The following is a 16847-nucleotide window of genomic DNA, read 5'->3' on the forward strand; positions in this document are numbered from 1 at the left end:
AGGCTAAAAATGTTATCCAAATCTAAATTAAGGCGCCCGCAGGCGCCTTTTTTGCTGATTTTTACAACAGACCGGAGGCGTTATTCCCAGCTCAGAACCACTTTACCGGACTGGCCGGAGCGCATCGCGTCAAAACCTTTCTGGAAGTCATCAATGCCGAAGCGGTGGGTGATGATGGGTGAAAGATCCAGACCAGACTGGATCAGCGCCGCCATCTTGTACCAGGTCTCGAACATTTCGCGACCATAGATACCTTTGATAAACAGCCCCTTGAAGATGACCTTGGTCCAGTCGATGGACATATCCGACGGCGGGATACCCAGCATCGCGATGCGGCCGCCGTGGTTCATGGTATCGAGCATGCTGCGAAACGCCGGCGGCGCGCCGGACATCTCCAGACCCACGTCAAAACCTTCGGTCATGCCCAGCTCGGCCATCACGTCATTGAGGTTCTCTTTCGCCACGTTCACCGCGCGGGTCACGCCCATTTTGCGCGCCAGCTCAAGACGGTACTCGTTGACGTCGGTGATCACCACGTTACGCGCGCCGACGTGTTTCGCCACCGCCGCCGCCATCACGCCGATCGGACCGGCGCCGGAAACCAGTACATCTTCCCCGACCAGATCGAAGGAGAGCGCGGTGTGTACCGCGTTGCCGAACGGGTCGAAGATAGACGCCAGGTCATCAGAAATATTGTCCGGGATTTTAAAGGCGTTAAAAGCCGGGATCACCAGATACTCGGCAAAGCAGCCCGGGCGGTTGACGCCCACGCCGATGGTGTTACGGCACAAATGGGTGCGGCCCGCGCGGCAGTTGCGGCAGTGGCCGCAGGTGATATGCCCTTCGCCGGAGACGCGGTCGCCAATCTTAAAGCCGCGCACTTCCTGACCAATCCCCACCACTTCACCGACGTATTCGTGACCGACCACCATCGGCACCGGAATGGTCTTCTGCGACCACTCATCCCAGTTGTAGATGTGCACGTCGGTTCCACAAATGGCGGTCTTGCGGATTTTAATCAGCAGATCGTTATGGCCGACTTCCGGTTCCGGTACGTCGGTCATCCAGATGCCTTCTTCCGCTTTCAGTTTGGATAACGCTTTCATCTCACACCCTTATTAGGCGATGACGCCCAGTTGTTTGCCGATGCGGGTAAAGGCTTCCACCGCACGCTCAATTTGTTCAGGGGTATGCGCCGCCGACATCTGGGTGCGAATACGCGCCTGGCCTTTCGGTACCACCGGATAGAAGAAGCCGGTGACATAGATCCCTTCTTTCTGCAGCTCGCGGGCAAAGTTCTGCGCCACCACCGCTTCACCCAGCATCACCGGAATGATGGCGTGGTCGGCGCCCGCCAGCGTAAAGCCCGCCGCGGTCATTTTTTCGCGGAACAGACGCGCGTTAGCCCACAGGCGATCGCGCAGGTCTGCGCCCTCTTCAACCATCTCCAGCACTTTGATGGAGGCGGCCACGATGGCCGGCGCCAGAGAGTTGGAGAACAGATACGGACGGGAACGCTGGCGCAGCCACTCAACCACCTCTTTACGCGCGGCGGTGTAGCCGCCGGAGGCGCCGCCCAGCGCTTTACCCAGCGTGCCGGTGATGATGTCGACGCGACCCATCACGTCGCAATATTCATGAGAGCCGCGGCCATTTTCGCCGACGAAGCCGACGGCGTGGGAGTCATCGACCATCACCAGCGCATCGTATTTATCCGCCAGGTCGCAAACGCCTTTCAGGTTGGCGATCACGCCATCCATCGAGAAGACGCCATCGGTGGCGATCAGCACGTGACGCGCGCCGGCCTCGCGCGCTTCTTTCAGACGCGCCTCCAGCTCCTGCATGTCGTTGTTGGCGTAGCGGAAACGCTTCGCTTTACACAGACGCACGCCGTCGATGATCGAGGCATGGTTCAGGGCGTCGGAGATAATGGCGTCTTCCGGCCCGAGCAGCGTTTCAAACAGGCCGCCGTTGGCGTCAAAGCAGGAGGAGTAGAGGATCGCGTCTTCCATACCGAGGAAATCGGCCAGCTTCTTCTCCAGCTGCTTATGCGTATCCTGGGTGCCGCAGATGAAACGGACGGAGGCCATCCCGAAGCCGTGGCTGTCCATGCCGGATTTCGCCGCGGCAATCAGTTCCGGGTGGTTCGCCAGACCCAGATAGTTATTGGCGCAGAAGTTAATCACGTGGCTGTCGCCGACGGTAATGTCCGCCTGCTGCGCCGAGGTGATGATCCGCTCTTCTTTGAACAGGCCTTCGGCCCGAGCGGTTTCCAGATTACTCGTTAACTGTTTGTAGAAATCACCACGCATTGCAACTCTCCAGATTCGGCAAAATTTGGCACATATTACCCAAAGCTATACGCTGATACGAGATGATGCAGGCCTGAATGAATTATTTGCAGCATAAATCACGTCAGCCCAGCACCTTATTCTGCGAATGGCTGTAGGCTTGCTCATGTGGTGATATGATATGAGCATTCATGCCCGGATTGTCTTCGGGCTCCCAACTTCAAAGGTACAGTTATGATCATCGTTACCGGCGGCGCAGGCTTTATCGGCAGCAACATCGTTAAAGCGCTGAATGACAAAGGCATCACCGACATTCTGGTTGTTGACAATCTGAAAGACGGCACCAAGTTTGTGAACCTGGTTGACCTGAACATCGCTGACTACATGGATAAAGAAGACTTTCTGATCCAGATTATGGCGGGTGAAGAGTTCGGTGAAATCGAAGCGATCTTCCACGAAGGCGCGTGCTCTTCCACCACAGAGTGGGATGGCAAGTACATGATGGACAACAACTATCAGTACTCTAAAGAAGTGCTGCACTACTGCCTGGAGCGCGAGATTCCGTTCCTGTACGCCTCTTCCGCGGCCACCTACGGCGGGCGCACCAGCGACTTCATCGAGTCCCGCAAGTACGAACAGCCGCTGAACGTCTACGGCTACTCCAAATTCCTGTTCGACGAATACGTCCGCCAGATCCTGCCGGAAGCCAATTCGCAGATCGTCGGCTTCCGCTACTTCAACGTCTACGGGCCACGCGAAGGCCACAAAGGCAGCATGGCGAGCGTGGCTTTCCACCTCAACACCCAGCTGAATAATGGCGAAAGTCCGAAACTGTTTGAAGGCAGCGACGGCTTCAAGCGCGACTTCGTCTACGTGGGCGACGTTGCCGCCGTCAACCTGTGGTTCTGGGAAAACGGCGTTTCCGGGATCTTCAACCTCGGCACTGGCCGCGCGGAATCCTTCCAGGCCGTCGCCGATGCGACCCTGGCGTACCACAAGAAAGGCAGCATCGAGTACATCCCGTTCCCGGACAAACTGAAAGGCCGCTACCAGGCGTTCACCCAGGCGGATCTGACTAACCTGCGCAAAGCGGGCTATGACAAACCGTTCAAAACCGTTGCCGAAGGCGTAACGGAATATATGGCCTGGCTGAATCGCGACGCGTAAGAAACAAGCATGAAAATATTGGTGATAGGCCCGTCTTGGGTGGGCGACATGATGATGTCGCAAAGTCTTTATCGTACGCTCAGGGCGCGCTATCCCCAGGCGATTATCGACGTGATGGCGCCAGCCTGGTGCCGTCCGTTGCTATCGCGCATGCCGGAAGTGAACGAAGCGATCCCGATGCCGCTGGGCCACGGCGCGCTGGCTATCGGCGAACGCCGCAAGCTCGGCCACAGCCTGCGCGAGCGTCGCTACGATCGCGCTTACGTGCTGCCGAACTCGTTTAAATCGGCATTAATCCCCTTCTTTGCCAACATCCCGCTGCGCACCGGCTGGCGCGGTGAGATGCGCTACGGCCTGCTCAACGACGCCCGGGTGCTGGACAAAGACGCCTGGCCGCTGATGGTGGAACGCTACGTGGCGCTGGCCTACGACAACGGCGTGATGCGCTGCGCCAAAGATCTGCCGCAGCCGCTGCTGTGGCCGCAGCTGCAGGTCAACGATGGCGAAAAATCACAGGCCTGCAACGCCTTTAATCTCTCAAACGAGCGGCCGATCATCGGCTTCTGCCCCGGTGCGGAATTCGGACCGGCAAAGCGCTGGCCGCACTATCACTATGCTGCGCTGGCGAAAAAGCTTATCGACGATGGCTATCAGATTGCGCTTTTCGGCTCGGCCAAAGACAACGATGCCGGCAAAGAGATCATCGCCGCCCTCAGCAGCGAGCAGCAGGCCTGGTGCCGTAATCTGGCGGGTGAAACCCAGCTGGAACAGGCCGTGATCCTGATTGCCGCCTGTAAAGCTGTAGTGACTAACGATTCGGGACTGATGCACGTCGCCGCCGCACTGGACCGCCCGCTGGTGGCTCTGTACGGTCCGAGCAGCCCGGACTTCACCCCGCCGCTGTCGCATAAAGCGCGGGTTATCCGCCTGATTAGCGGCTACCACAAAGTGCGCAAAGGCGATGCCGCGGAAGGCTATCATCAAAGCCTGATCGACATCACGCCAGAACGCGTCCTGCAAGAGCTGAACGAATTGTTGACGGAAAAAACCGAGCACGAGGAAGCGTAACGGATGCAGGTATTGATCGTAAAAACCTCGTCCATGGGCGACGTGCTACACACGTTGCCCGCGCTAACCGACGCTGCGCTGGCCATCCCCGGCATCCGTTTCGATTGGGTGGTTGAAGAGGGTTTCGCGCAGATCCCCTCCTGGCATGAAAACGTCGACCGGGTCATTCCAGTGGCGATTCGCCGCTGGCGTAAAGCCTGGTTTTCCGCGCCGATTAAAGCGGAGCGTCAAGCCTTCCGCGAGGCTGTTCAGGCGGTAAAGTATGACGTCATCATCGACGCCCAGGGGCTGGTGAAAAGCGCCGCGCTGGTCACTCGCCTGGCACACGGCGTGAAGCACGGTATGGACTGGCAAACGGCCCGCGAGCCGCTGGCGAGCCTGTTTTACAATCGCCGCCATCATATCGCGAAACAGCAGCACGCGGTGGAGCGTACCCGTGAGCTGTTCGCCAAAAGCCTCGGCTACGCGAAACCCCAGACGCAGGGGGATTACGCCATTGCGCGCCATTTCCTGCAGCACGAGGCTAGCGCTACCGCGCCCTATCTGGTGTTCCTGCACGCCACCACCCGCGACGATAAACACTGGCCGGAAACCCGCTGGCAGGAGCTTCTCGATCTGCTGGCCGACAGTGGCGTCCGCATTAAGCTGCCGTGGGGCGCCCCGCACGAAGAGGCGCGGGCAAAACGACTGGCGGAAGGACGTGAGTATGTTGAAGTGCTGCCGCGCATGAGCCTTGAGCAGGTGGCGCAGGTCCTGGCCAGCGCCCGGGCCGTCCTCTCGGTCGATACCGGACTGAGCCATTTGACCGCTGCGCTGGATAAACCGAACTTCACGCTCTACGGCCCGACCGATCCGGGGTTGATTGGCGGATACGGTAAAAACCAGCATATCGTCAGGCCGGAAAACAGCACCAGCACCAGCGATATTCCGGCCAGTCGGGTTCATCTTCTCCTGCAAAATCAGGGGCTGCTCTGATGGGATCCCTGTTTAAACAGATCTACCGCTATACACGCCCTCGCGCTTATCGTCACAATGAAAATCTGTGGCCTTTTACCCGCATTACGCGCGCGCCGAGCGGCGAAATCAGCGCGTTACGCTATAAAGGGAAAACGGTGCCGCTGGTCAGCCTGAGCGCGCTGAAAAACAGCATGCAGGGCGAAGTCCTGCTGACCGCCACCGGCCCCTCAACCCGTAATATCGACTTTTCCCTGTTATCGAAAACGATCCCGGTGATGGGCGTCAATGGCGCCTGGCATCTTGCCGACCGGCTGCACTTTTCGCTCTATACCATCGTCGACATGGAATTTTTCGATAAGAAGCCTGACATTATCCGCGCCATTGTCAGCCAGCCGGAGATTCTGCTGTTCACCACCATGCACGGAATTGCCAAGATCCTCGATCGCTATGGGGACGCACTACGCTGCCGTTTGGCGTTGATTGAGGACGGTTGCTATAAGATTTACCAGCCGAAAGTCGCCAGCGAAGCGATAAAGCGCACTTACCAGCAGAATGCGGCGATGTGCTTTCATCCCCAGCGCCCGGATATCTGCTTTAGCACCGATATTCGCCAGGGCATCTTCGATGCCGGCACGGTGGTCTACTGGGCGCTGCAAATTCTCGCCTGGCTGGGTTTCAATACTATCCTGGTGAGCGGCCTGGATATGACCAACTTTAACCAGCCGCGATTCTATGAAACACAACAAGAAAAATTGCCTTCGTACCTGGCAACAAAAGTGGATACCCTCGTCATGCCCTCCTTTGCGCATGCCGCTCAGGTACTGCAGCAACGTCAGGTCCGGGTGATTAATTTTTCTCCAGAAAGCGCTGTGCCGGATACTATCTTCGAAAAGGTTGCGTTTAATGAGTACTTTAAAAATGAGTAACTACGCCAGACAGGGTTACTCGATTGTCTTTCCTTTATTTTTATTTTTCAGCGCGATTTTTTGCATGTCCACCCGGACCAATAATCTGCTGCATTTATCGATCCTGCTGCTGTTGCTGTCGCTGGTACGCCAGGAAAACCGCCAGGCGCTGGCCGGGGTGTTACGCGAGCAGTGGCAGACCTGGACGCTGCTGGCGGCTTTCTTTATCTATTACGCCCTCAGTAACCTGTGGGGGCATACGCCGCAGCATATTGACTCGCCGATCACCCACGGCGTGTATCTGACGGGGTATCTGTTGCTGATGGCGATGCTGCTCAGCGACGGACAAACCCGCCGTCTGGCCATGCTGGCGGTGGTTGGCGGGATCACTGTGCTCTCCCTGTGGACGCTGATTATCGACCACACGCTGGTCCTCACTGCACGAGCGGTCTCCCCCGAGAACCCCGGGCCAACGAACGTTATCGACCTTGCCGGTTACTGCGGCATCGGCATTTTAATCTGCGGCATGCTACTGAAAGAAAAAGCCAGCCACTGGCTCTATCTGCCGATCGCCATCATGCTGGTGATGCTGCTGCTCACCCAAAGCCGTGGGCCGATCATCGCCCTGGTACTGGCGGTCGGCTGTACGCTGCACCTGCACGTCTTCACCCGCCGCAACCTGCTGATCGCCGCGGCGCTGGCCGTGCTGGTAGCGCTGCTTTTGGTCATGACGCCGGTGGGTGACATGCTGCTCGCCCGTTTCGAGGAGCTTGGCACCCAAAGCGGGCTGCGCCTGAGCATCTGGCATCATACGCTGTCGGAGATGGCCAGCCAGCCGTGGCTGGGGCGCGGCTTCAGCTATGAACTGGATTTCATCAACTACAGCGGCGAGCACATCACGACCACCCACAGCGTGTATATGGGTGCCCTGCTGAAAGGCGGCATTGTAGGGTTACTGCTGCTGCTGGCGGTCATTGCCTGTGGGCTATGGCAGGCGTGGCGCAAGCGCCGCACCGACAGCCGCTACAGCCTGGCGATCCTGTTTTACGCGCTGGTTTTTATGGCCTCGCAGGGGATGTTTATCATTAGCAACCCACGGGAGACCTGGGTGCTGTTCTGGCTGCCGATGGGCATTGCGCTCAGCAAAGGGTTGGCGGAAAAACGCTAACAAAAAGGGCCGTCAGCGGCCCTTTTTTATATTCACTTTTAAATCAACCGCGGGCGGCGACCAGCCGGTCGGCCTGCTCTTTAATCACGGGCCACACCGACTCAATCGCCACATCGGCGACATTCGCTTCTTCACAAACGATCTGCTTCGCCTTGTCATAGCCCGGCGCCCAGATGTGATAGCCGGGCAGCCCGGTATCCTTGAGTTTGCGCTTGTTATAGACCGCCACCATCGGTTTATCGAAGGCACGGGCGATATGCACAATTGAGGTGTCCGGCGTAATGACTAAATCACAACTGCGGATCACTTCGACGGCGGAGTTGATGGTGCTGTCGGCGATGTACAGCGCCAAATTCAGCCCAAGCTGCCGAATTTTCTCACTGCGCCCCACCATCACGATACAAACCCGGTAAGGCAGAGCATGTAGCCGCTCGACCAGGGCCGCCACCTGATGACGACAGAAGTCTTTATCCTCGGAGGCGGTAAAAGGGTTAATGGCGATGCGCAGTTCGACCTCTCCGGCCTGGGAAAGCAAGCGAGCCACTTTCTCCCGCTCATGGCGACAGCCGGGGAGATGATAGTGATATGGGTGGTCGTCAACGATGCCAAACAGCTTCACCACCTGTTTATAGCGCTGGGAAATATGGCTGTTGCTGTCAAAAAAAGCGATCGAATGATCGTAAAGTTTATAGGGCTCTTTATTAAAACCAATCACGCTGGCCGCCCGTAAATCGGCGAGTAATTTAAAGCGTTCATAGCTGGTCACGTCATCAAAATCGATAACTGCATCAAAACCTACCGCCCGCAACGTATTTAAGGACATACGCGGCCGATATAAATATACTTGCTGAATGAATTCTGAGCCTGCTAATATTTCGCAGCATATTGGTCCGGTTAACACCGAAACCTGATATCCCCGTTCGGCCAGTATTCTGGCGCAGCCGGTCGTGACCACCATATCGCCGACTTTATCGTCCAGGCGCAATAGCAGCACGCGACGGACAGCCGCTGGGTCAAAGGCTTTACGCGCTGGCTTATTTCTGTATCGATAGTTAATTAAATTAAATTTAATGCCGCGGAAAAAAGCATTCTTTTTCCGCGTTAATTGTTTAAGGATACGCATACGGTACCTTGAGCTGTGTTAGCGCTGTGTAATTTTCCGCTGGTAATATTCTGCCAACGTCATGCCCTTCACCTGCGGCGCCAGCCAGCTAAAAAAGGCTTCAAGGTCAGCGTATAAACGCTCAATATCCCGTTCATTCTGGAACGTAGGGCTGCCGCCGGGCATATACTCTGAAGAGTGGAGCATATATTCCACGTAGTCATTGCCCTGCGTCAACGTTTGTTCGACGACTTTTTTCATCGTCTCCACGTTGCCGCCCATCGGACGCAGCCAGTGTACGGAGGGGGAACGCACTTTACCCCGCAGGCGATCGTAGCCCTGCTTCACGCTGTTCATCCACGCTGAGTGCTTGTACTGGATGCTCATCGGCACTTCCAGCAGCGGAGAGTGGCCTTCGCGGCTGATATCATTTTCATCGAGAAAATAGGCATGCTGCGGGAAGCGGCGATAATCGGTCCCGCCATCGCCCTGCGGCGCCCCCTTGGCGGTCTTCCAGTTCACCCGCGGGGTCACCGAGCAATCCACCTGATAACCGTGCTCCACCAGCAGACGCGCATAGCGCTCGTCAAAGGCCCAGCGCCCGGCGCGATGGCTGACCATTTTGGTCTGGAAAGTATCCTCCAGCAGATGCGTCATATAGTCGACTTTCTCACGCATCATGGCATCGCTGTATTCAATGAGATAAGGCTTATGACGCCAGTCATCGGCGGTCAGCGGCTCGGTCGGCGGGCTGTTCCACGCATGCAGATGCATGCCGACTTCCGCGGTGCCGCGGGCAATCACGTCTCTGGCGAATTCGATATAAAAGGGGTCGATGGCCATTTCATAGTTGGTCAAATAGACCGGTTTAAAGCCATACTTTTCGCAAAGCTGCTGAAAACGCGGGAGATAACGCGCATTCTCGGTGGTGATGCTGTCATGTTTTTGCCAGAGGTTATCGCCCTCTGTATCAATCGTGATGAGAAATGCGGGATTGTGCACGAAAACGTCCTCAGGCCATACGTATCGGGTCATGGTAGAGCAATACAACGCTTCTCTCAATCTGTCTGATCCCCTAGAATCGGAACCCTTATCCTGGATGAAGAACAGAGTATGACGCCTGAAACCCTCTCCCGCGGCCCGTTGAACCCGGCGCGGATCCTGGTCATTAAGCTGCGCCATCATGGCGACATGCTGCTGATCACGCCGCTTATTCACGCGCTGAAACAGCAGTATCCCGCCGCCAGCGTGGATGTGCTGCTGTATGAAGAGACCCGGGATATGCTCGCCGCCAACCCCGATATCCATCATATTTATGGTCTCGATCGCCGCTGGAAAAAGCAGGGAAAAAGGCATCAGTTGAAGATGCAATGGCAGCTCATTCAGACGCTGCGTCAGCAGCGATACGATATGGTGCTTAACCTTGCTGACCAGTGGCCGAGCGCGATTATCAGCAAACTGACCGGCGCCGCGACGCGGATTGGTTTTGATTTTCCGAAGCGCCGCCACCCGTTCTGGCGCTATTGCCACACCGCGCTAGCCTCCACCCAACAGCACAACCAGCTGCATACGGTACAGCAGAATCTCTCTATTCTCGCTCCGCTCGGTCTCCCGTTGAACGACGCGCCGGCGCGGATGGGCTACAGCGAAGCAGACTGGGCCACCAGCCGCGCCCTGCTGCCGGAGGAGTTCCGGGAAAACTACATCGTCATCCAGCCAACGTCGCGCTGGTTCTTTAAATGCTGGCGCGAAGATCGTATGAGCGCGCTGATCAACGCGCTGTCCGCCGAGGGGTACGCGGTCGTGCTCACCTCCGGCCCCGACGATAGAGAGAAGAAGATGGTGGACACCATCATCGCCGGCTGCCCGCAGGCGCATCTGCACTCTTTAGCCGGCCAGTTAACGCTGCGCCAGCTGGCGGCGGTGATCGATCACGCCCGCCTGTTTATCGGCGTCGACTCGGTGCCGATGCATATGGCTGCGGCGCTCGGCACTCCGCTGGTCGCTCTGTTCGGCCCCTCGAAGCTAACTTTCTGGCGTCCGTGGCAGGCGAAAGGCGAAGTGATCTGGGCCGGCGACTTCGGTCCGCTGCCCGATCCGGACGCCATCAACACCAACACCGAAGAACGTTATCTCGATTTAATTCCTACCGACGCCGTAATCGCAGCGGCGAAAAAGGTACTGGCATGAGTAAATTCAGGCTGGCTCTGGTGCGGCAGAAGTACCGCCCGGACGGCGGTGCAGAACGGTTTGTATCCCGCGCGCTGGAAGCCCTCGACAGCAGTCATCTGCAGCTGAACGTCATCACCCGCGAATGGCAGGGGCCGGTGAAACCGGACTGGCAGATCCATATCTGTAACCCACGTAAATGGGGGCGCATCAGCCGCGAGCGCGGCTTTGCCAACGCCGCGCGCGCACTCTGGCAGCGTGAGTCCTTCGACCTGGTGCAGAGCCATGAACGTATTCCCGGCTGCGATCTCTACCGCGCTGGCGATGGCGTTCATCACCGCTGGCTGCAGCAGCGCTCGCGCATTTTACCGGCCTGGAAAAGCCGCCTGCTGTTCGCCGACCGTTACCACCGCTACGTCATGCAGGCGGAGCGCGAGATGTATGAAGACTCACACCTGCGCGGGGTGATCTGCAACGCCGAGATGATCAAGCGCGAAATTATCGAAGACTTTGGCCTGCCGGCGGAGAAGATCCACGTTATTTATAACGCCATTGATAACCAGCGCTTCCTGCCGCCGGGCGAAGACACCTTTGCCGCCTTACGCGCCAAATGGCAGCTACCGCTGCAGGCAACCTGCCTGATTTACGTCGGCTCCGGCTTTGAGCGCAAAGGACTGGCGGCGGCAATCCGCGCCATCGCCCCCACCGATCGCTATCTGCTGGTGGTCGGCAAAGATAAGGATCAGCCGCGCTATCAGGCGCTGGCGAAGAGTCTCGGCTGCGAAGCGCGGGTGCGCTTCTTCGGCATGCAGTCGGAGACGCAGCCCTTCTATCAAATGGCCGATGGTCTGCTGCTGCCCACCCTCTACGATCCGTTCCCCAACGTCATTCTCGAGGCAATGGCCTGCGGTCTGCCGGTGATCACCACCACCGGCTGCGGCGGAGCGGAGTTTATCGTCGACGGCCACAACGGTTACGTCTGCGACGCCCTGGATATCCCGGCGCTACAGCAAGCGGTGATGGCTCTGCCGCCGCGTGCGCTGGGCTCTGCGCAAGGCGGCCGCGCCCGCGAGCGCATTATGACCTGCACCAGCGAGCGCCTCTCAACCCAGCTGCTTTCTCTTTATCAGGATCTGGTGAAATAACGATGCGCATCTTATTTGTGATTGACGGTTTACCCGGCGGCGGCGCGGAAAAAGTGGTCCTGACCCTGGCGGCACAGTTCCTGCGCGACGGCGATCGGGTGTCGCTCATTTCGCTGCGCGATGTCTGCGAGTACCCGTTACCCGAGGGGCTCGACTACCAGGTGGTGGCCGATCGTTGCCGCAAACCGTGGCGCAAGCTGACCGAGCTGTCCCGCCGCGCCCGCCAGCTGGACGCCGCGGTCATCCAGGCCGAGCAGCAGGGACAATTTGACCTCGTGCTCTCCAACCTGCACAAAACCGATCGCATCGTCGCCCGCAGCCGGGCGCTGCGCGAGCGTAACGTCTGGTTCTGCCTGCACGGCGTATTCTCTGCCTCCTATCTCGGGCACCGCACCGGCTTTGACCGCTGGATGAAGCAGCAGAAAATTAAGCGAATTTACCAGGGTCGCAACGTGGTGTCGGTTTCCGACGCCGTGGGACGCGATCTGGTGGAAGCCTTCGCCTTGCGTCCGGCACAGCTGAAAACCATCTACAATCCCTTCGATATCACTGCCCTGCGTGCCGAGGCGGAAGCCGAGAGCGAGCGACCGGACGGTGACTATCTGATTCACGTCGGCCGCTTCCATCCGGGCAAACGCCACGACCGCCTGATCGAAGCCTATGCGCAAAGCGGCATTGACGCGCCGCTGGTGCTGTTAGGCCAGGGAAAACCGGAGCAAGAGCAGCGCCTGCGCCAGCTGGCCAAAACGCTGCAGGTTGACGATCGGGTGTGGTTCAAGGGTTTTCAGAAAAACCCCTTACCGTGGATCAAAGGCGCACGGATGCTGGTTTTAAGCTCCGATAGCGAAGGATTCGGCAATGTGGTGGTGGAAGCGCTGCTGTTGAATACGCCGGTTGCCAGCACCCGCTGCCCCGGCGGCGTCACCGAGATCCTCACCGGCGAACTTGCCCGCGGTCTGGCGGATCTGACCAGTCCGGCGCTGGCTCAGACGATGCAAAGCATTTACCATAACCCGCCGACTATCGACGACGCCGCGCTGGAAAAATTCAGCGTCGTGTCCATTTGTCAGCAGTATCGTCAGCTGCAGCGCACCTGACGCCGTTAGTTAACCAGGATCGAAGATTTATGAGTCAAACGCCTTTATTGAGCATCGTGGCTGCCGTCTACAACGGTGAGAAATTTCTTGCGCAATTCTTTGAGTGCCTTGAACAGCAGCAGCTGGAAAGCTATGAACTGATCCTGGTGAACGATGGTTCGACGGACAACAGCCTGGCGGTGATCGCCGAATGGCGGGATCGGCTGCAGAACGTCCAGGTACTGGAGCAGGAAAACCAGGGCGTCTCGGTCGCGCGCAATACCGGCCTCGCCGCCGCCAGCGGCAAATATCTCGCGTTTCCGGATATCGACGACAAACTCTATCCGGGCATGTATCGCACGCTGCTGGAGATGGCGGAGAAAGAACATCTCGATATCGCGACCTGCAACGGTACCTACGTGTACGAAAAGCGCCGTGAGAGTCACCCGATCTTCCCGCTGGATCGCCTGCCCTCGACCAGTGTGCTGCCGGGCCATGTCTGGCTCAAGCAGGCCCTGGACTCGCGGAAGTTTCTGCACGTCACCTGGCTCAACATCTATCGCCACGACTTTATCCGCCAGCACCACTTCCATTTCGAGCCCGGCCTGCGCCATCAGGATATCCCGTGGACGACAGAGGCGCTGCTGGCCGCGGAGCGCGTGCAGTACACCAGCCAGCAGTTCTATGATTACTACATCCACTCTGAGTCGGTGTCGCATAAGCCGGACAACGACGACACGCTGATGCGTTCGGCGCGCCACTATATGAAGATTCTGGAGATGCTGGAGGCGATCAACCAGCGCTACCCGGATAAAGTGCGCCATATCGCCGCCTGTCGCTGGCAGATCGCCAAAGAAGGCCTGGGGATCATCCACACCTTCGACAGCATGAAAGATGAGTCGAAAAAGCATGTTATTATTAAAGAATTCTTCGACCGCGGTATCTGGCGGTTAATCTGGAAAAACGCCTGTACTTTCCGTTTACGCTGGCGCCTGGGACGCCGTTATCTGCGTATTAAGCGTTATCGCCACGCGGTATAGACCAAAAACCCGCTGTTTCCGCCAAAGAGATAGCTTTACGCGGGCTAAATGCTTAGAATTTGCCCGCCAAAACAGAGAACGGATAAATAGTTTGGAATTGCTTTATACCACCCTACTTTACCTTATTCAGCCGCTGGTGTGGCTGCGGCTGCTGCTGCGCAGTCGTAAGGCTCCTGCCTATCGTAAACGCTGGGCGGAACGCTATGGCTTCTGTCAGAACAAGGTAGAGCCGGATGGCATTCTGCTGCACTCCGTTTCCGTCGGAGAAACCCTGGCCGCCATTCCGCTGGTTCGCGCTCTGCGCCACCGCTACCCGTCGATGCCGATCACCGTCACCACCATGACGCCGACCGGCTCCGAGCGCGCCATGTCGGCGTTCGGCAAAGATGTCCATCACGTCTATCTGCCCTACGATCTGCCCGGCGCCATGAACCGCTTCCTGAATACCGTTCAGCCGAAGCTGGTTATCGTTATGGAAACCGAGCTATGGCCGAATATGGTGGCCGCGCTGCATAAGCGTAAGATCCCGCTGGTGATCGCCAACGCCCGCCTCTCTGAACGTTCCGCTAAAGGCTATGCCAAACTGGGCGGTTTTATGCGCCGTCTGTTAAGCCGTATTACGCTTATCGCCGCGCAGAATGAAGAGGATGGCAACCGCTTCCTCGCTCTGGGGCTGAAGCGCAACCAGCTGGCGGTCACCGGTAGTCTGAAATTCGATATCTCCGTCACCCCGGAGCTGGCGGCCCGCGCGATTACGCTGCGCCGCCAATGGGCGCCGCACCGCAAGGTATGGATTGCCACCAGCACTCACGACGGCGAAGAACAAATCATCCTGCAGGCGCATAAAAAACTGCTGGAGACCTTCCCGAACCTGCTGCTGATCCTCGTTCCTCGGCATCCGGAGCGCTTCCCCGATGCGCGTGAGATGGTGCAAAAGGCCGGAATGAGCTTTACTCTGCGCAGCACCGGCGAGATCCCCTCCTCCAGTACCCAGGTGGTGATTGGCGATACCATGGGTGAACTGATGCTGCTCTACGGCATTGCCGACCTCGCCTTCGTTGGCGGCAGCCTGGTGGAACGCGGCGGTCATAACCCGCTCGAGCCGGCGGCGCATGCCATTCCGGTGCTGATGGGGCCGCATACCTTCAACTTCAAAGATATCTGCGCCAAGCTGCAGCAGGATGATGGCCTGATCACGGTCACCGACGCCGACTCGCTGGTCAGGGAAGTGTCCACGCTCCTGACCGATGAAGACTACCGCCTGTGGTATGGCCGTCACGCGGTGGAAGTGCTGCACCAGAACCAGGGCGCGCTGTCGCGTCTGCTCAAGTTACTGCAACCTTACATGCCGCAACGGAGTCATTAATGTCGAACCGGCTTTCCGTGGTGATGATCGCCAAAGATGCAGCGGACCTGCTGCCGGATTGTCTGGACTCCGTTAGCTGGGCAGATGAAATCATCGTCCTCGACTCTGGCAGTACCGACAACACCGTCGAGCTGGCCCGCCGCCTCGGCGCCCAGGTCTATACCCATACCGACTGGCGAGGCTATGGTATTCAGCGCCAGCGCGCGCAGGACTATGCCACCGGCGACTGGGTGTTGATGATCGATACCGATGAGCGCGTCACGCCAGAACTCAGGCAGGCTATTCTTAAGGTGCTGGCAGCGCCGCAGCGCGGCGCTATCTACAGCATCGCTCGTCGCAACTACTTTCTCGGACGCTTTATGCGCCACAGCGGTTGGTATCCCGATCGCGTGCTGCGCCTGTACGAACGCGCCCGTTACCGCTATAACGATAATCTGGTCCATGAATCGCTGGATAGCCTGGGCGCAGAGGTCATTCCGCTAACCGGCGATCTCTTGCATCTGACCTGCCGCGACTTCGCTGGCTTCCAGCAAAAACAGCTGGCGTATGCTGCCGCGTGGGCGCTTGAGCGCCACCGCAAGGGCAAGAAGACCTCGATGGCGGGAATTTTCAGCCATACCCTGGGCGCGTTCCTGAAAACGCTGCTGCTGCGCGGTGGGGTGCTGGACGGTAAGCAGGGCTGGTTACTGGCGATGGTCAACGCGCAGTATACGTTTACGAAATATACCGAGCTGTGGGCGCTGAGCCACGGCTACTCGGAGAAAGGGTAATCATGAGCACAAAAGCGATCTATCCGGGTACCTTTGATCCCATCACCAACGGTCATATCGACATTGTCACCCGCGCGGCGAGCATGTTCGATAAAGTGGTGCTGGCTATCGCCGCGAGCCCGAGCAAAAAGCCGATGTTTACCCTCGACGAGCGTATCGCGCTGGCCACTCAGGCAACAGCGCATCTGGTTAACGTGGAGGTTATCGGCTTTAGCGACCTGATGGCCAGTTTCGCCCGCGCGCAGCAGGCCAATATTTTAATTCGCGGCCTGCGGGCGGTGGCGGATTTCGAGTATGAGATGCAGCTGGCCCACATGAACCGCCACCTGATGCCAACGCTGGAGAGCGTGTTCCTGATGCCGTGCAAAGAGTGGTCGTTTATCTCTTCCTCACTGGTGAAGGAAGTGGCGCGTCACCAGGGCGACGTTTCTCATTTCCTGCCAGCTAACGTCCACCAGGCGCTGTTGAATAAGCTGAAGTAACGCATCTATCTTCTGGGGCATGAGCTACGCAGGCTGGCGCTGCACTGCGCCGCCAGCCCATCCACACCGGCTCTGTCCCGGTCTTTGTGCCAGGTGGCGCTACGCTGACCTGGCCTACAAACATCCCCGGCCCACCAGATG

At 58.0% G+C, this 16847-nt stretch carries 16 protein-coding genes; 12 read left to right on the forward strand and 4 right to left on the reverse strand.

The genetic code is table 11. From position 1 onward, the window contains the following. Positions 1-80 precede the first annotated feature (80 nt). Both tdh and kbl read right to left on the reverse strand, forming a co-directional pair. Positions 81-1106 carry an L-threonine 3-dehydrogenase gene (gene tdh, locus CWM53_RS24210; protein ID WP_004205051.1) on the reverse strand — a complete coding sequence of 342 codons (1026 nt, stop codon included), beginning with the start codon at positions 1104-1106 and terminating at the stop codon, positions 81-83. Between the two features lie 12 nt (positions 1107-1118). Next, the gene (gene kbl, locus CWM53_RS24215) at positions 1119-2312 is read right to left on the reverse strand and encodes a glycine C-acetyltransferase (protein WP_012967063.1); all 1194 of its coding nucleotides are present in this window, start codon (positions 2310-2312) and stop codon (positions 1119-1121) included. A 213-nt stretch (positions 2313-2525) separates the two neighbouring features. On the opposite strand from kbl, the gene rfaD reads away from it, so the two are divergent. Genes rfaD through CWM53_RS24240 form a run of 5 tightly spaced genes read left to right on the forward strand, consistent with a single transcriptional unit; the run spans position 2526 to position 7556 of the window. Continuing rightward, positions 2526-3458 (forward strand): ADP-glyceromanno-heptose 6-epimerase, encoded by a 933-nt coding sequence (rfaD, locus tag CWM53_RS24220; RefSeq protein WP_074386958.1) that lies wholly within the window; start codon positions 2526-2528, stop codon positions 3456-3458. A gap of 9 nt (positions 3459-3467) precedes the next feature. Further along, positions 3468-4526 carry an ADP-heptose--LPS heptosyltransferase RfaF gene (gene rfaF, locus CWM53_RS24225; RefSeq protein ID WP_074386957.1) on the forward strand — a complete coding sequence of 353 codons (1059 nt, stop codon included), beginning with the start codon at positions 3468-3470 and terminating at the stop codon, positions 4524-4526. Positions 4527-4529: 3 nt separating this feature from the next. Then, positions 4530-5501: a lipopolysaccharide heptosyltransferase RfaC gene (gene rfaC, locus CWM53_RS24230; protein WP_100729714.1), complete on the forward strand. Its 972-nt coding sequence runs from the start codon at positions 4530-4532 to the stop codon at positions 5499-5501. Continuing rightward, positions 5501-6409 (forward strand): sugar glycosyltransferase, encoded by a 909-nt coding sequence (locus CWM53_RS24235; protein ID WP_088717452.1) that lies wholly within the window; start codon positions 5501-5503, stop codon positions 6407-6409. The genes rfaC and CWM53_RS24235 overlap by 1 nt, the downstream gene beginning before the upstream one ends. Continuing rightward, positions 6387-7556, forward strand: coding sequence for an O-antigen ligase family protein (locus CWM53_RS24240; RefSeq protein WP_165784250.1), 1170 nt, complete (start codon positions 6387-6389; stop codon positions 7554-7556). Before CWM53_RS24235 ends, CWM53_RS24240 begins: the two co-directional genes overlap by 23 nt. 43 nt (positions 7557-7599) lie before the next feature. Here the strand turns inward: CWM53_RS24240 and CWM53_RS24245 are convergent, their stop codons facing one another. Then, positions 7600-8679: a glycosyltransferase family 9 protein gene (locus CWM53_RS24245; RefSeq protein ID WP_165784249.1), complete on the reverse strand. Its 1080-nt coding sequence runs from the start codon at positions 8677-8679 to the stop codon at positions 7600-7602. 18 nt (positions 8680-8697) lie between these two features. Then, complete coding sequence (locus CWM53_RS24250; RefSeq protein ID WP_012540311.1) at positions 8698-9660, reverse strand: polysaccharide deacetylase family protein; 963 nt, start codon at positions 9658-9660, stop codon at positions 8698-8700. A gap of 111 nt (positions 9661-9771) precedes the next feature. Here CWM53_RS24250 and rfaQ point away from each other — a divergent pair, with 111 nt between their 5' ends. The 7 genes from rfaQ to coaD all read left to right on the forward strand — a co-directional run bounded on the left by rfaQ (position 9772) and on the right by coaD (position 16706). Continuing rightward, positions 9772-10848, forward strand: a complete 1077-nt coding sequence (rfaQ, locus tag CWM53_RS24255) for a putative lipopolysaccharide heptosyltransferase III (protein WP_074386954.1) — start codon at positions 9772-9774, stop codon at positions 10846-10848. Beyond that, positions 10845-11972, forward strand: coding sequence for a glycosyltransferase family 4 protein (locus tag CWM53_RS24260; protein ID WP_100729713.1), 1128 nt, complete (start codon positions 10845-10847; stop codon positions 11970-11972). Before rfaQ ends, CWM53_RS24260 begins: the two co-directional genes overlap by 4 nt. Positions 11973-11974: 2 nt before the next feature. Then, entirely contained in the window at positions 11975-13069 is a 1095-nt protein-coding gene (locus CWM53_RS24265; RefSeq protein ID WP_074386952.1) for a glycosyltransferase, read from the forward strand. Positions 13070-13098: 29 nt separating this feature from the next. Continuing rightward, a complete protein-coding gene (locus tag CWM53_RS24270; protein ID WP_100676479.1) occupies positions 13099-14088 on the forward strand; it encodes a glycosyltransferase in 990 nt (329 codons plus the stop codon). 91 nt (positions 14089-14179) lie between these two features. Further along, positions 14180-15454, forward strand: coding sequence for a lipid IV(A) 3-deoxy-D-manno-octulosonic acid transferase (gene waaA / locus CWM53_RS24275; protein ID WP_008806838.1), 1275 nt, complete (start codon positions 14180-14182; stop codon positions 15452-15454). Further along, positions 15454-16224, forward strand: a complete 771-nt coding sequence (locus CWM53_RS24280; protein ID WP_008806837.1) for a glycosyltransferase family 2 protein — start codon at positions 15454-15456, stop codon at positions 16222-16224. Before waaA ends, CWM53_RS24280 begins: the two co-directional genes overlap by 1 nt. Before the next feature lie 2 nt (positions 16225-16226). Further along, positions 16227-16706: a pantetheine-phosphate adenylyltransferase gene (gene coaD / locus CWM53_RS24285; protein WP_008806836.1), complete on the forward strand. Its 480-nt coding sequence runs from the start codon at positions 16227-16229 to the stop codon at positions 16704-16706. The last annotated feature ends 141 nt before the right edge of the window (positions 16707-16847 follow it).

This window comes from Klebsiella sp. A-Nf5, from assembly GCF_002810545.1.
Lineage (GTDB): Bacteria > Pseudomonadota > Gammaproteobacteria > Enterobacterales > Enterobacteriaceae > Klebsiella > Klebsiella variicola.

What these genes read in the sequence shown, in the direction of transcription:
- tdh (WP_004205051.1), bottom strand. Translation starts at nt 1,106, where the DNA reads ATGAAAGCGTTATCCAAACTGAAAGCGGAAGAAGGCATCTGGATGACC.
- kbl (WP_012967063.1), bottom strand. Translation starts at nt 2,312, where the DNA reads ATGCGTGGTGATTTCTACAAACAGTTAACGAGTAATCTGGAAACCGCT.
- rfaD (WP_074386958.1), top strand. Translation starts at nt 2,526, where the DNA reads ATGATCATCGTTACCGGCGGCGCAGGCTTTATCGGCAGCAACATCGTT.
- rfaF (WP_074386957.1), top strand. Translation starts at nt 3,468, where the DNA reads ATGAAAATATTGGTGATAGGCCCGTCTTGGGTGGGCGACATGATGATG.
- rfaC (WP_100729714.1), top strand. Translation starts at nt 4,530, where the DNA reads ATGCAGGTATTGATCGTAAAAACCTCGTCCATGGGCGACGTGCTACAC.
- CWM53_RS24235 (WP_088717452.1), top strand. Translation starts at nt 5,501, where the DNA reads ATGGGATCCCTGTTTAAACAGATCTACCGCTATACACGCCCTCGCGCT.
- CWM53_RS24240 (WP_165784250.1), top strand. Translation starts at nt 6,387, where the DNA reads ATGAGTACTTTAAAAATGAGTAACTACGCCAGACAGGGTTACTCGATT.
- CWM53_RS24245 (WP_165784249.1), bottom strand. Translation starts at nt 8,679, where the DNA reads ATGCGTATCCTTAAACAATTAACGCGGAAAAAGAATGCTTTTTTCCGC.
- rfaQ (WP_074386954.1), top strand. Translation starts at nt 9,772, where the DNA reads ATGACGCCTGAAACCCTCTCCCGCGGCCCGTTGAACCCGGCGCGGATC.
- CWM53_RS24260 (WP_100729713.1), top strand. Translation starts at nt 10,845, where the DNA reads ATGAGTAAATTCAGGCTGGCTCTGGTGCGGCAGAAGTACCGCCCGGAC.
- CWM53_RS24265 (WP_074386952.1), top strand. Translation starts at nt 11,975, where the DNA reads ATGCGCATCTTATTTGTGATTGACGGTTTACCCGGCGGCGGCGCGGAA.
- CWM53_RS24270 (WP_100676479.1), top strand. Translation starts at nt 13,099, where the DNA reads ATGAGTCAAACGCCTTTATTGAGCATCGTGGCTGCCGTCTACAACGGT.
- CWM53_RS24280 (WP_008806837.1), top strand. Translation starts at nt 15,454, where the DNA reads ATGTCGAACCGGCTTTCCGTGGTGATGATCGCCAAAGATGCAGCGGAC.
- coaD (WP_008806836.1), top strand. Translation starts at nt 16,227, where the DNA reads ATGAGCACAAAAGCGATCTATCCGGGTACCTTTGATCCCATCACCAAC.